This is a genomic window from Sulfurovum lithotrophicum, assembly GCF_000987835.1.
Classification (GTDB): Bacteria; Campylobacterota; Campylobacteria; order Campylobacterales; family Sulfurovaceae; genus Sulfurovum; species Sulfurovum lithotrophicum.
The window spans coordinates 893,081-906,568 of record NZ_CP011308.1 but is presented as its reverse complement, the minus strand read 5'-3'; the positions used below and the strand labels follow the sequence as shown (position 1 = coordinate 906,568).

Below are 13,488 nucleotides of genomic sequence, written 5' to 3'. Positions count from 1 at the left end.
CCTCTCTTTTAATTTTCATGCTGTTCAACAAAATCTTCATAGTTCCCTTCGAAATCCGTCAAGGTTCCGTCCTCATTGAGTTTGATCACACGATTTGCAAATGCATCGATGAGCTCACGGTCATGGGAGACACAGATGGCTCCTCCCTGATAGTTGTGGAGTGCTTCACCCAGTGCGACAATGGCTTCAAGATCCAGGTGGTTGTTGGGCTCGTCGAGTACCAGAAAGTTGGCAGAATCCATCATCATTTTTGAAAGCATGACACGATGTTTCTCCCCACCGGAACAGGCATCTATCTTCTTCTTCTGCTCTTCGCCGGAGAAGAGCATACGCCCCAGTGTTTTTCTGATGTCGTCTATGTGCCATTTTGGGTCGAACCCCTGTATCCACTGCGGCAGTTCTTCATCGCCGACCACGACATCCGTCGTATTCTGTGGAAAATAGGTCGTAGTGATCGTCTGTCCCCAGTTGAACTTTCCGCTGTCTGCCTCAAGTTTTCCCATAAGAATTTCCAACAGGGTCGTTTTACCCACACCATTTGCACCGATCAGTGCGATCTTGTCACCCTTGTTAACCTTGAACGAAATGTTTTCAAGCACTTTTTCATCACCATAGCTTTTGCTCAGGTTCTCCACTTCAAGCACTTCGTTCCCGATCTCCCTGTGGGGCTTGAACATAATGGAAGGGTCTCTTCTGCTTGAGAGCTTGATCTCCTGTACATCGAGTTTATCGAGCTGTTTTTGTCTGGAAGTTGCCTGCTTTGCCTTGGATGCGTTTGCCGAGAATCTTGCGATGAACTTCTCCAACTCGTCCTTCTCTTTGAGCGCTTTGCTTCTGTCTGCCTGTGCCTGTTTCGATATAAGGTTCGCCGCGATATACCACTCATCATAGTTACCCGTGAATTCACGGATATTCTGAAAGTCAAGGTCCAGAATGTGTGTGACCACGCCGTTGAGGAAGTGTCTGTCATGCGAAATGACCAGTAAAGTCCCTTCATGGCGCTTGAGTTCGTTCTCCAGCCATGCGATCGTTTCCATGTCAAGGTTGTTGGTAGGCTCGTCGAGCAACAGGACATCGGGTTTGAGGAAAAGCACCTGTGCCAGAAGGATCTTGAATTTGTCCCCACCGGTAAGCGAGCTCATCAGGTCGTCATGCTGTTCTACCGGGAAGCCCAGTGTGGTCAGCAGTTTTTCTATCTTGACATCGCTCTCATAGGTCGGGTCTTCATCGGCACAGATCATTTCAAGTTCGGCCAGGCGGTTGTTCACTTCGTCACTTTCGAAGTCGCCTTCCATATAGAGCTTCTCTTTCTCTTTCTGTGCGTCATAAAGCTTTTTGTTCCCGTAAAGTACGGCATCTTTAAGCGTAAAATCCTCAAAGGCATACTGGTTCTGGCTGAGCATACCGAGTTTGAGTCCAGGCTGTAACTGTACTTCACCGTCACTTGGTTCCAGCTCACCGGCCAGGATCTTCATAAACGTGGATTTTCCCGCACCGTTGGCTCCGATGAGGCCGTAACGCTTTCCCGCATCCAGAGTGATGTTGATCTTGTCGAAAAGAACGCGTTTTCCGTATCGTTGTGTCAAATTAACTGTACTGAGCATAGTATTATCCTTCTTAATTCAGTATTTAGGGTTATTAGAGGTGCCCTTATATAATATTGATGCGATTTTACCCAAATCTTCTGAAAGTGCAAAAAAGAGTATCGAATAAACTTTTTAGTATAATCGTCAAAAAAATTTTCAGGACAGACAGATTTATGAAAAGAAGAGATTTTTTCAAAAAAGCCGCCACGGTTGCCGGGAGTGCCGCGCTTGGAGGGAGTACCCTCCTAGCAAATGAAACAGGCCACCCTGTAGACAACAGAAAAGTGTCAGACATTGCCCTTCCGCAGAAAAGACCGCTGATCACCTACTCCGACAGGCCTCCGCTGCTCGAGACACCAAGGGAAGTCTTTGCCAATGCCATTACCCCCAACGACCTCTTCTTCGTGCGCTGGCATATGCCGATGATCCCTACATACATCAACCCACACTATTTCAGTATCTCCATAGATGGTGAAGTTAAAAAGCCCATGAAAGTATCGCTCAAATCACTTAAAACGGAGTTCGAAGCTGTCGAGATCACATCCGTACTCCAGTGCGGCGGGAACAGCCGAAGCGCTTTCCGCCCGACACCCAGCGGCATCCAGTGGGGGCCCGGTGCGATGGGCTGCGCCAAGTGGAAAGGAGCCCGGCTCAAAGACGTACTGGCAAAAGTGGGCCTGAAACCGAACGCCGCATGGATCAAATTCAATGGTCTTGAAAAACCGGTTTACAGCAAAACGGACCGTTTCGTCCGTGCGCTGGAACTCAGCAAGATGCACGACGACATCATCATCGCTTACGAAATGAACGGCGAAGAGCTTCCCTACCTCAATGGTTTCCCTGTACGGCTCATTCTTCCCGGCTTCTACTCTGACAGCTGGATCAAAATGCTCTCCGATATTACCGTCACCGACACAAAACCACCGCTGCATTTCATGGACCATGCCTACCGCATTCCTGACAATAATTGCGAATGTGAAACGCCCGACCATCTTGCAAAAAAGACCAAACCGATAGAGGAGATGAACGTCAATTCTCTGATCGGCTATCCGGTGAACGGTACAAAGGTCAGAAAAGATGCAGAACTCATTGTCAGGGGCGTTGCCTTCGACGGCGGCCACGGCATTGCCAGAGTTGAGATCTCGACCGACGGCGGAACAGGCTGGCAGGCTGCATCACTCGATGACGGCAAGCAGGGGAAATACGCCTACCGAACCTTCACTTACAGACTCACACCCGACCGGACAGGCAGCCTGTCCATTATGGCCAGGGCCACCAATACCAAAGGTGAAACACAGCCTTTTGCTCACGAGGTAAAATGGAACCGAGGCGGCTACAAATACAACGGTATCGACGAAGTCGCTGTGGAGGTACTGTCATGAAAAAATTCACAGCACTCTTCATTCTCTTTGCCTGCCTGCACTCTCTGCATGCCAATGAAACGGTAAAGATAGAAAAGGGGATCAAAATACCCCATATAGAGTTCCCCATGAAAGAGGGAAAAGGCATGTACTCCACCAAAGGAAAATGCAACATGTGCCATTCTTTCGGTTACATCATTAACCAGGGGAATCAGTCCAGAAAATTCTGGCGTGACAAAGTCATCAAAATGATAAAAGTCTTCAAGGCACCTATTTATACCAAGGAAGATATAGATACGGTGACGAACTATCTCTTTGAGAATTATGGGAACGGAAAGGAAGAATAAGCAGTATTTTACCTGCCATTGTTTCGTAGGGTGCTGTCCCCTGACAGCACCATTTTCATCCTAAACACTGCAACATACATTGCAGTTTTGATTTATTGGTGCCGTGAGGACACGGCACCCTACGCGTTCAGCAATTCAACAATCTTTTCTATTGGCCGTCCGATAGCCGCTTTGCCGTCTTTGATGACAATAGGCCTTTCGATCAGCTTGGGATACTCAGCCATCGCTTCGATGAGTTTCTCTTCATCCTCAACTTCTTTAAGCCCCAATTCCCTGTAGATCTCCTCTTTGATACGCATCAGTTCACGTGCCGAAATGCCGAGCATCTTCAACACCTCTCTGATCTCCTCTTTTGTCGGCGGAGTCTCAAGATATTTGACCACTTCAGCCTCTATACCTTTTTCTTCAAGTAGCGTAGCCGCATTTCTCGATTTGCTGCATCTTGGGTTATGCCAGATAGTGACCTTTTCCTGTATTGATTCCATTATTCTTCTCCTTTTAATTCTTTGGGTATTTGCCTGTTTGTCTGTGCACCCAGCTCTTTGAGCTGCTGTACCTGACGGACCAGGTTACCTTTCCCGTCGCTGAGTTTGTTCTTCGCGGCGGAAAAACTGCTCTGTATCGCATCGATCTGTTTGGATATTTTGATAAGGTCTTCGGAGAAACGTACGAACTTGTCGTACATCGCACCTGCTCTTCTTGCGATCTCCTGGGCATTCTGGTTCTGCCGTTCATACTTCCAGACATTCTCGACCGCCCTCATAGCAACCAGAAGCGTCGTAGGCCCTACCAGAAGGATCTTCTTTTTGAAGGCATTGTCGTAAATACTGTTATCATGCTCAAGTGCTACGGCCAATGCACCTTCGATCGGCATGAACATAAAAATGAAATCCAGTGTATTGACTTCTTTAAGACGCTCATAATTCTTGCTGGAAAGCTCCTCTATATGTGCTTTGATGGAATTCAGATGCGCGGCAAGATGTTTGGCCTTGTTGGCTTCATCCTCCGCATTGACGAAACGTTCGTAGGAAATCAGGGAAGTCTTGGCATCGATGATAAGATCCCTGTTGTCCGGAAGATGCACAATGACATCGGGACGCAGTACTTCATTGTCATCCGTCCGCAAAGAGACTTCACGTTCGAATTCGAAGCCCTTGCGCAGGCCTGAAGCTTCAAGGACATGCTCCAGTACCATTTCGCCCCAGACACCCTGTTGTTTACTGTCCCCTTTGAGCGCATTGGTCAGGTTGATGGCATCCGTGCTGATCTTCTCGTTGAGCTCTTTGAGCGAATTGATCTCGTTCTTGAGAACCGCTCTATCCTGACTTTCGGCATTGTAGGTATCGGAAACCTGCTTTTTAAACTCTTCTATCTGTGTCTGCAGCGGTTTGATCATACTGTCGAGATTCTGTTTGGAGAACTCAGCGAATTTTTCCGAATTGCCGTCAAAGATCTGCTTTGCCAGGCGCTCGAATTCCGTTTTCAGTTCTTTTTTATGCTCCTGCATCATTTCCAATTTGCTGGAAGCATGCCTGCTCTCCGTCTCCAGTTTCATCAGCAGTCTTGCATTGTTCACCTGGAACTTGTTATTCTCCTCCTGCAAATGTTCAAAACGTCCCTGAAGTGCCTTGTGCTCTTTGAGCAGATTCTCGTACATCTTCTCAAGGTTCTCAAGCTGTGTCTCCGTCTGACTCAGTTCTTTTTCCAGCGTACTGTTTTTTGTCTGAAGCGTTGCGACCTGTTCGGTCTTGCTGGCTAGCTCCTCCTTTACCTGTGCAAAATGCTGCAGCTCCTGTTCCTGTGCTGCATTGGTGATCTTGACACCCTGAAGTTCTCTTTCCAGTGCTTCGATCTTGATGCTTTTGACTCTGTCGAGTTCGTCACTCTCCGCCAGCCTGTCACTCAGTGTTTTCGCTTTGGTCGAAAAGACAACCACCACGAGAACGATAATCAGCAGTACGACAAGCGCGATGCCTGCCACGAACATCAGTGTTGAATCGTTCTGTATCGATTGAAAGATCTCCTGCATTCTATCCCCTTATCATATCATACGCTTTGGGCGCAGAACAGCGCATGCTTTCAAGGCCAAGTGCGCCTTTCCCATACTTTATGTTTTTAAATACTATTTGTACTTTGTTGTCCAGTTCGTCAAAGTAGGCAATACTCTGCAAGCGTTTTTTACCATCTACCTGTATCGTATAGCTCTTTCCCTCATAACGGGCTACATAGATATTTTCACTGTGCAGTTTCGCCTTTTTTACGATCTCGTTCAGGTTGAAACCTTTTGAGATAAGGTAGATGGAGACCTGCTCAAGATCATGGTCCACTACCCGCAACTCCCTACCGTCGGTACAAACCTCTTTTCTGGTCGGCCGGGTATACTCCCACTTCATCAGAGAAGGTATGGAAAAACGTACTTTTCCACTGTATTGGATGATCTTTTTTTTCGGGTTTGTGATCATCTGGACAAAGTTTGCCTTGAAATGCTCAGGCAGAGTAATCCCATCGGCATACAGAGAGAAGCCTATGGCCATACAAACTAATATTTTTCTCAATTCTTATCCTTTTTAACTTTTGAAATATACCAAAAACTCACTTGTTAAGGGGTGATATCTGCCATTTTGTCATAAAATCGTGAAAGCGTTGTGAGCTTATCTTTACCATAACGGATTATTAATCACTTTTTGGATAAAATTAACCCAATTTATTTAAGGCAAGTATAAACATGATCAAATCCGTACTAAAAGTCTTCGGCACACAGAACGACAGAATCGTCAAAAGCTACATGAAGCGCGTCAGCAACATTAATGCGCTGGAATCAACCTATGAACCCATGAGCGATGAGGAGCTGCAGGCAGCATTCAATGCACTTAGAGAATCGGTGAAGAGTGGAGAAAAGAGTATGGAGGATGTCCTTTATGACTCTTTTGCCATTACGCGTGAAGCGAGTAAGCGTGTTCTGGGGCTGAGACATTACGATGTGCAGATGGTCGGTGGTATGGTACTGCATGACGGCAACATCGCAGAAATGAAGACGGGTGAAGGTAAAACGCTTGTCGCGACACTGGCCGTTGTACTCAATGCCATGACAGGTAAAGGTGTTCATGTCGTCACAGTGAACGACTACCTGGCCAAAAGAGACTCCGGCGAGATGGGTGAACTCTATAATTTCCTGGGTTACAGCGTGGGTTGTATCACGGCCGACATACAGGACGATGCGGGAAGAAAAGCGCAGTATGATGCGGACATCACTTACGGTACGAACAACGAATACGGCTTCGACTATCTGCGTGACAATATGAAAGTCCGTCTTGAAGAAAAGGTGCAGAGAGAGCACAACTATGCTATCGTGGATGAAGTGGACTCCATCCTTATCGATGAGGCGAGAACACCGCTCATCATCTCCGGTCCGACACAGAGAGACCAGAATCACTATGCCAGAGCCGATGCCATTGCCAAACAGATGGAACGCGGAGAGAAAATAGAGACCAAACCGGGTGAAGACGAAAAGACCACCGGTGACTTCATCGTTGACGAGAAGAACCGGACCATTGTCATGACCGAACAGGGGCTTCAGAAAGCACAGGACCTCTTTGAAGTTGACAATCTCTACTCACTTGAAAATGCCGTACTCTCACATCACCTCGACCAGGCGCTCAAAGCACATAACATTTTTGAAAAAGACGTAGACTATGTCGTTCAGAACAATGAGATCATCATCGTCGACGAATTTACAGGAAGGCTCTCCGAAGGACGAAGATACTCCGAAGGACTGCACCAGGCGCTCGAAGCCAAGGAAGGCGTAGAGATACAGGAAGAATCACAGACACTTGCAGAGATCACTTACCAGAACTACTTCAGACTCTATGACAAACTTGCCGGTATGACCGGTACGGCACAGACCGAAGCGACGGAATTCTCACAGATCTACGGGCTGGATGTCATCTCCATTCCAACGAACGTCCCTGTAGAGCGTGCCGACAGGAATGACCTGATCTACAATACGGAAAAAGAGAAACTCGATGCTGTAGTACGCAAAGTAAAAGAGTACCACAGCAAGGGTCAGCCTGTACTCATCGGTACGGCATCCATAGAGAAATCAGAAATGATCCATGAGAGACTCAAAAAAGAGAAGATACCGCATAACATCCTGAATGCGAAGAACCACGCGCAGGAAGCGGAGATCATCAAGAATGCCGGACAGAAAGGTGCGGTTACCGTTGCGACCAATATGGCGGGACGTGGTGTCGATATTAAGATAGACGATGAAGTAAGAGCGCTTGGCGGTCTGGCCATCCTCGGTACGGAAAGACACGAGAGCAGACGTATCGACAACCAGCTCAGGGGACGTTCAGGCCGTCAGGGTGACCCGGGAGAGAGCCAGTTCTTTCTTTCGCTTGACGACAACCTGCTGCGTATCTTCGGTGGAGAAAAGATCAGAAATATCATGAATAGACTCGGTGTGGAAGAGGGAGAGTACATCGATTCCAAGATCGTCACACGTTCTGTCGAAAAAGCACAGAAAAAAGTAGAGAACCAACATTACGAATCGCGTAAGCACATTCTTGAATACGATGATGTCGCCAACCATCAGAGAAAAGCGATCTATGCCTTCAGGAACCAGCTGCTTGACCCTGAATTTGATATCGATGCCAAGATCAAAGAGAACCGTACCGAGTATGTACACCATCTGCTTTCCGAAGCAGGAATCTTCGAAGGGGTGCCAAAAGAGGACTATGATGTAGAAAAGTTGGCGGCACTCATCAAAGAAGAACTGCATATTGAAGTGAACTCTGAATACTTCCAGGACAAAGAGGTTGAGGAACTCGAAGCGATGATCACCGAAATGATGGAAAACATTTATGAAGAGAAGATGTCACAGCTCATGCCGGAACAGCGAAACGAGATCGAGCGTATACTTTACCTTCAGGTACTCGACCCTCAGTGGCGGGACCACCTGTACGAAATGGATGTACTCAAAACGGGTATCGGGCTTAGAGGATATAACCAGAAAGACCCTCTCACCGAATACAAGCAGGACAGCTACAAACTCTTTACCGACCTTGTAGAACGTATCAAACTTGAAGCAGTCAAAGTACTCCATCTTGTAGAGTTCGACTTCTCTTCGCCTGAAGAGGAAGAGGAAGCTATTGAACAGATCAGAGAAGAGCTGGAGAGTGAAGTGGCTGATGCGACACTCAACCAGTCTCTTGAAGAGGGTGTGATTGCAGAGGATTCTGAAAAGCTTAAACCGATCACCGGCACGAAAAAACCGAAAAGAAATGACCCCTGTCCCTGTGGTTCAGGAAAAAAATACAAGAACTGCTGCGGACAAAGCGGACCGAAAAAAGGTCTGTTGGCTTAAATGTCCGCACCCATACGAAAAATCTTACCCAACAAGAAATTTGTTGGGCACATTATCAGGCACTATCTGAAATATGATAAAGAGAACCCCTTCATCTTCATCTCCGCCCTGCTTGCTTTTTTCGGCATCGCTGCAGGGGTGATGGTACTGATGATCGCCATGGGGGTCATGAACGGAACACAGCAGGAATTCACCAAAAAACTCTTTGTCATGAATTATCCTCTTACCGTACTCCCCATCGAGGAGAATGCCGTCAATATCGATTTGGTGAAGAAACTTTCCCAAAAATTTCCCGATATGAAATTCTCCCCCTACTACACGACGCAGGTCATCACCAAAAATGACGGTGCCGTACAGGGTTCACTGCTCTATGGTGTTGACTATGACAAAGAGAGCCGGCTCAATGATGTCTTCAGAAAGGCCCGGGGAGACAGTAAAAGCAAATTCAAGGTCGTCATAGGAGAAGGACTCTCTTATGAAATGAATGCGATGAAAGATGACAAAGTCACTCTCTATTTCTCCGAGCAGACTGCTGCAGGTTTCGGGACGATGCCGCTTCAAAAGCGTTTTGTCGTGGATGGTGTCTTCAAGTCCGGCCTGAAGGCCTATGACAAGGCGATCATGTATACAACACTCGAAGCCTTTGAAAAACTGCTCAAACGTGAAGTAGGGTATTACGACGGCCTGCATATCTACAGCAAGAACCCTGTCGATGATATCGAAAAGGTCCGCAAACAGCTGCCGCCCTCTGTTGTCATAGAGGGGTGGTGGCAGCAGAACGGCAATTTCTTTTCCGCTATGCAGATGGAGAAGAAAGCACTTTTCCTCGTTCTGCTCCTCATCATTCTGGTAGCGTCGCTGAACATTATCTCTTCCCTGCTGATGACCGTCATGAGCAGACGCTCCGAGATCGCCCTTATGCGAACGCTTGGTGCGACCAAAGCAGAGATACGTGCAATCTTTTTCAGACTGGGAGTCATCATTGGACTGGCAGGTATCGTTGCGGGCACCCTGCTTGGCACACTGGGTATCTGGGCACTGAAAACCTTTGACATCATCTCCATGCCTGAAGATGTCTATGGGACCAGCAAGCTGCCTGTCGACCTCTTGATGAGTGATTTTAGCTTCATCATTCTGGGCACTTCCGTCATTATAGTGCTCTCCTCTCTCTACCCGGCCAAAAAAGCGGCACAGACAGATCCTCTCACAGTCCTGAGAAACGAGTAGTCAGGGGGCAACTTTGTTTTTAGGGATTGTGACCTCTTCGATCACAGGGACCTTGGTCGGCTTTTTCTTTTTCCCGGTATTGATAATATGTGCCGGCGACTGTAAAGTCCGCTTGATCAGATCGAACGGCAGGGAGAGGATCTCTTTAGCCGCAGAATAGTTTACTTTGGGATCATCCAGTGTTCCTTTTATCGTAAGTCCTATAGTCACGCTATTATCTTTTCCCATTAGAATATAACCCAAAAGCGGTAGACTTCCAATGATCTTACCGAGTTTACGTACCGTCTGGACAGCCAGCTTAATATTGAGCTTTTTGGTTTTGATATCCAGCGTCCCCTTGCCCACGATCGTTGCCGTATCCCCTTTGACATAAACCGTATCAAATATTACTTTATCCTTAACTATACGATACAATATCTTCCCTTCCTGAATTTTAAAACCTTTTTTAGTCAGTCCAGGATCCTGGATCTGCGAGAGGCTCTTGTTACTTTTAATAAAATTACGTGTCTTGCTGTAGGCTTTAAAACTTTTCAGTATCCCTCCGTCAAGCAGGATCTCACCTTTCATCCGTTTTCCCGGTATGCCGGAGAGCCTGATCGTATAGCGCCCCTTCTGAAGTCCGTTGAAATTGATCAAGGGGTGCAGCATCCTGTCATGGATACGCAGAGCTTCAATAGTGATCTTTTTTCCTGTTTTTCTGAATGTTACTTTGTCACTTCCCAGTTTTCCAACAGCTCTTATTGTATTGTTTCCGGGATAGATCGTGACCGTGTAGGCATCGGTCAGCAACGTATATTTATCATAACGAATATTACTCTTTTTACCTCTGATCACCATTTTTTGACTGCTCTTCTTTTTATTTTTTATCTTTTTCAGACGCAGATTGGACTCAAGGAACTTCTGAAGATCGATATTGAGGTTTTTCAGGGTAGCAAGTGATTTGGCAGTATTGTAATGCAGACGTTTGTTAAAGGCGTAAAAATCAATGCCTTCCGGCCTTATCGTACCCGAACAAGGTACTCGGGTATGGCAGACCTTATTATCGTAGATAAAGCAGTCATATCGTGTAAGAAGACCCTTGAAGGTAAAAGTCTTCCAGTCTTTACTTTGGATCTCCATCGTACCCCCGTCGATATCGATCTCAAGGTTTTTCAGGTATGGTTTTATCTTTGAGATATCAGATGCCGTGATCTTCAGTGTCTGACTACTTTGTCTGACTTTGAGCTTGAAAGAGGGGATGTTGACCAGAACATCTTCGGCATAATCGATACTGAAAGGGATTTTTTTGTCTTTCAGCCGAAAAAGTGTTTTATTTTTCTTTTTGAATTCGATCTTTTTTAGCTGAAGAAGAAGATCTCCCTTCTTCTTTTTGGTATTGATCTTTCCATTCACTGTACCTTCATACCACTGCGATTTTAGTTTAATATTTTTGAGCATAAGTATGTTCTTGCGGAAGGCAAGGTCTCCGCTTTGTACAGGCAGTTTCAGTTTCCCAAGATAGAGGTTTCCCTTTCCAACATGTGCTTTAACATTGACATCAATATGTCTATGAGGCATCTTGCCAAGCGGGATACTTAGTTTCACCTCTATTTTCGACTTACTCTTTTTATGCAATACGGGAATATGAAGATCATAGGCTTTGAGAATTTTCTGTACGGTATCATCTACTCTGGTATTAAAATGCATATCAAGGTTGAGACGTGTATCTTTTGCTTTGCCGATATCGGTAATGGAGACTGTGGCATTGATCTCTCTCTGTCTGTATGTGGGGTTGGTCAGATCAAAAAAGAGACTGCTTTTGTCATAGTTGAGTATGATCTTCTCTGCCTTTACCGGAGGGAGCCCCTCTTTAAAGTGGATCAAAGCATCTTCGAGCAGAGCATTCCCCTTCAGGGAACTCGGGTCAAGCGTAAACTCTGTGCCGTGGACACTTCCTTTGCCCATCAGCATATGGAGTCTGTAGGCTTTTGCTTCTATCTTTTGCGTAATCCACTGATTAACCGCTTCATGCATCGGCAGTCTGTCTATGAATGTTTTTAAATCACTGAAAGTATCGCTGTTCACAACAAACTGTACTGTCTGCCCCTCTTTGATCGCTTTGAATCTTCCTGTAATATTGTACGCTTCGTATTTCCCCTCAAGGATCAACTTGTCGCTGTGCAGATCATAATTGAGTTTTCCGACTATGTTGATATTTTCTTTTTTAATATAAAAAAGTGAGATATCCGCAACAAGCACATGTCCCCTGCGCCATACATTCCCCGCAATTTCATAATCTTCATTGGCAATGTAGAGCACATCGTCTGCAAATATGACCTTGTAATGCTTGTTCTTAAAATCAACCTTGTCGAGTTCCGCATAATCGAAGAATGTCAGCAGATATTTGACACGGTCAAGTGTCTCATCCACCCTGTCGAATGAAGGTTTTTTCTTGGTTTTGGGGATAAGTATATGTTCGGCTGTCAGCGTAAGCTTTTTATCGAGTTTGATGTATAATCCGTCTACCTCATAACTGTTGAAATGAAGATGATCTATATAAATACCTGATTTCAACCAGACAAAGAGGGCACCAAAAAGGATAATAAGAAAAATGAGTGTATCACGCAAAGCAACATGGAGAACATGGATGGTATGGGCAGAGAACATTGCCGTTGTTTTGATCATCGCATTTGCCTTTTACACTACTATACCTGTCAGAACGACGCAGACACTTTTCATTCCTCAAGGCTCTATCAATAAGATTATATCACAGCTCGCTAAAAAAGGGTACGCCGTCTCCATTGTCGACAGTTATATTCTTCGTACGATGGGCAAACCTCAGACAGGTTGGATCTTTCTGGGGAAGAATAAGATGAACCGTCTTGATTTTCTCCAAAAACTCACTTCTTCAAAAGCGATGATCCACAAGGTCACGCTGATCCCGGGTGAAACTTCGGAGATCTTTTTCGATATGCTTGCAAAAGAGCTGAAACTCGACCCCAAAAAACTCTATAAATACTACCATGAATTTTCTCCCTATCCCGAAGCGGGGATCTATGCCGATACCTATTATGTCCCCTACGGTATCAAAGAGAAACACCTGATGCATTTTCTTGTACGTGAATCTGAAAAAAAATATAAAGCGATCTCAGAGAAGGTCTATGGAATATACAATACCAAACAGTGGCAGAAAGTACTGGTGGTCGCCTCTATCATACAGAAAGAAGCTGCCAACACCAAAGAGATGCCACTGGTCTCCTCTGTCATCTACAACCGTCTGAAAAAAGGGATGCGCCTGCAGATGGACGGTACGCTCAACTACGGAAAATACTCCCATCTCAAGGTCACACCGGAACGCATCAAAAGCGATGAAAGTACTTTCAATACCTACAAACACAAAGGACTTCCGTCCTCACCTATCGGTTCGGTGAGCATAGCGGCCATCAAAGCAGCCATCCGGCCGGCAAAAACAAAACATCTCTACTTTATGAAGAACAAAAAAGGTACACATGATTTCTCCGACAGTTTCAAAGCCCACAGGAAAAATATAAAAAAGGCCAAATAATTCTATTTCAATATTTGGGCTGTCAAAAAGAGTATCTGATGGGTACAAATCGTGCTAT

At 45.8% G+C, this 13,488-nt stretch carries 10 protein-coding genes; 5 read left to right on the top strand and 5 right to left on the bottom strand.

Annotated elements, in window-relative coordinates:
* Positions 1-8: 8 nt before the first annotated feature.
* Positions 9-1,604 (bottom strand): ABC-F family ATP-binding cassette domain-containing protein, encoded by a 1,596-nt coding sequence (locus tag YH65_RS04345; protein WP_046550793.1) that lies wholly within the window; start codon positions 1,602-1,604, stop codon positions 9-11.
* 155 nt (positions 1,605-1,759) lie between these two features.
* Here YH65_RS04345 and YH65_RS04340 point away from each other — a divergent pair, with 155 nt between their 5' ends.
* On the top strand, positions 1,760-2,968 hold the full coding sequence (locus tag YH65_RS04340) for a molybdopterin-dependent oxidoreductase (protein ID WP_046552025.1): 1,209 nt from the start codon (positions 1,760-1,762) through the stop codon (positions 2,966-2,968).
* Entirely contained in the window at positions 2,965-3,294 is a 330-nt protein-coding gene (locus tag YH65_RS04335; RefSeq protein ID WP_046550792.1) for a hypothetical protein, read from the top strand. The genes YH65_RS04340 and YH65_RS04335 overlap by 4 nt, the downstream gene beginning before the upstream one ends.
* Before the next feature lie 119 nt (positions 3,295-3,413).
* Here YH65_RS04335 and arsC read toward each other — a convergent pair whose 3' ends face one another.
* The 3 genes from arsC to lolA are packed head-to-tail and all read right to left on the bottom strand — an operon-like array spanning position 3,414 to position 5,849.
* Entirely contained in the window at positions 3,414-3,779 is a 366-nt protein-coding gene (gene arsC / locus YH65_RS04330; RefSeq protein WP_046550791.1) for an arsenate reductase (glutaredoxin), read from the bottom strand.
* Positions 3,779-5,323 (bottom strand): DNA recombination protein RmuC, encoded by a 1,545-nt coding sequence (locus tag YH65_RS04325; protein WP_052746088.1) that lies wholly within the window; start codon positions 5,321-5,323, stop codon positions 3,779-3,781. The genes arsC and YH65_RS04325 overlap by 1 nt, the downstream gene beginning before the upstream one ends.
* A 1-nt stretch (position 5,324) precedes the next feature.
* Positions 5,325-5,849 carry a LolA-like outer membrane lipoprotein chaperone gene (lolA, locus tag YH65_RS04320; RefSeq protein ID WP_046550790.1) on the bottom strand — a complete coding sequence of 175 codons (525 nt, stop codon included), beginning with the start codon at positions 5,847-5,849 and terminating at the stop codon, positions 5,325-5,327.
* A gap of 170 nt (positions 5,850-6,019) precedes the next feature.
* Between lolA and secA the strand changes: the two genes are divergently transcribed.
* Both secA and YH65_RS04310 read left to right on the top strand, forming a co-directional pair.
* Positions 6,020-8,659, top strand: coding sequence for a preprotein translocase subunit SecA (gene secA / locus YH65_RS04315; RefSeq protein ID WP_046550789.1), 2,640 nt, complete (start codon positions 6,020-6,022; stop codon positions 8,657-8,659).
* Positions 8,660-9,886 carry an ABC transporter permease gene (locus tag YH65_RS04310; RefSeq protein WP_046550788.1) on the top strand — a complete coding sequence of 409 codons (1,227 nt, stop codon included), beginning with the start codon at positions 8,660-8,662 and terminating at the stop codon, positions 9,884-9,886.
* On the opposite strand, the gene YH65_RS04305 is transcribed toward YH65_RS04310, so the two are convergent.
* The gene (locus YH65_RS04305; RefSeq protein WP_084722021.1) at positions 9,887-12,550 is read right to left on the bottom strand and encodes a YhdP family protein; all 2,664 of its coding nucleotides are present in this window, start codon (positions 12,548-12,550) and stop codon (positions 9,887-9,889) included.
* On the opposite strand from YH65_RS04305, the gene mltG reads away from it, so the two are divergent.
* Positions 12,477-13,430, top strand: a complete 954-nt coding sequence (gene mltG / locus YH65_RS04300; protein ID WP_052746086.1) for an endolytic transglycosylase MltG — start codon at positions 12,477-12,479, stop codon at positions 13,428-13,430. The two genes, YH65_RS04305 and mltG, sit on opposite strands and share 74 nt — an antisense overlap.
* Positions 13,431-13,488: the final 58 nt, after the last annotated feature.

Excerpts from the sequence above, each read along its gene's own strand:
- YH65_RS04345 (WP_046550793.1), bottom strand. The coding sequence starts at position 1,604 with ATGCTCAGTACAGTTAATTTGACACAACGATACGGAAAACGCGTTCTT.
- YH65_RS04340 (WP_046552025.1), top strand. The coding sequence starts at position 1,760 with ATGAAAAGAAGAGATTTTTTCAAAAAAGCCGCCACGGTTGCCGGGAGT.
- YH65_RS04335 (WP_046550792.1), top strand. The coding sequence starts at position 2,965 with ATGAAAAAATTCACAGCACTCTTCATTCTCTTTGCCTGCCTGCACTCT.
- arsC (WP_046550791.1), bottom strand. The coding sequence starts at position 3,779 with ATGGAATCAATACAGGAAAAGGTCACTATCTGGCATAACCCAAGATGC.
- YH65_RS04325 (WP_052746088.1), bottom strand. The coding sequence starts at position 5,323 with ATGCAGGAGATCTTTCAATCGATACAGAACGATTCAACACTGATGTTC.
- secA (WP_046550789.1), top strand. The coding sequence starts at position 6,020 with ATGATCAAATCCGTACTAAAAGTCTTCGGCACACAGAACGACAGAATC.
- YH65_RS04310 (WP_046550788.1), top strand. The coding sequence starts at position 8,660 with ATGTCCGCACCCATACGAAAAATCTTACCCAACAAGAAATTTGTTGGG.
- mltG (WP_052746086.1), top strand. The coding sequence starts at position 12,477 with ATGAGTGTATCACGCAAAGCAACATGGAGAACATGGATGGTATGGGCA.
- YH65_RS04305 (WP_084722021.1), bottom strand. The coding sequence starts at position 12,550 with ATGATCAAAACAACGGCAATGTTCTCTGCCCATACCATCCATGTTCTC.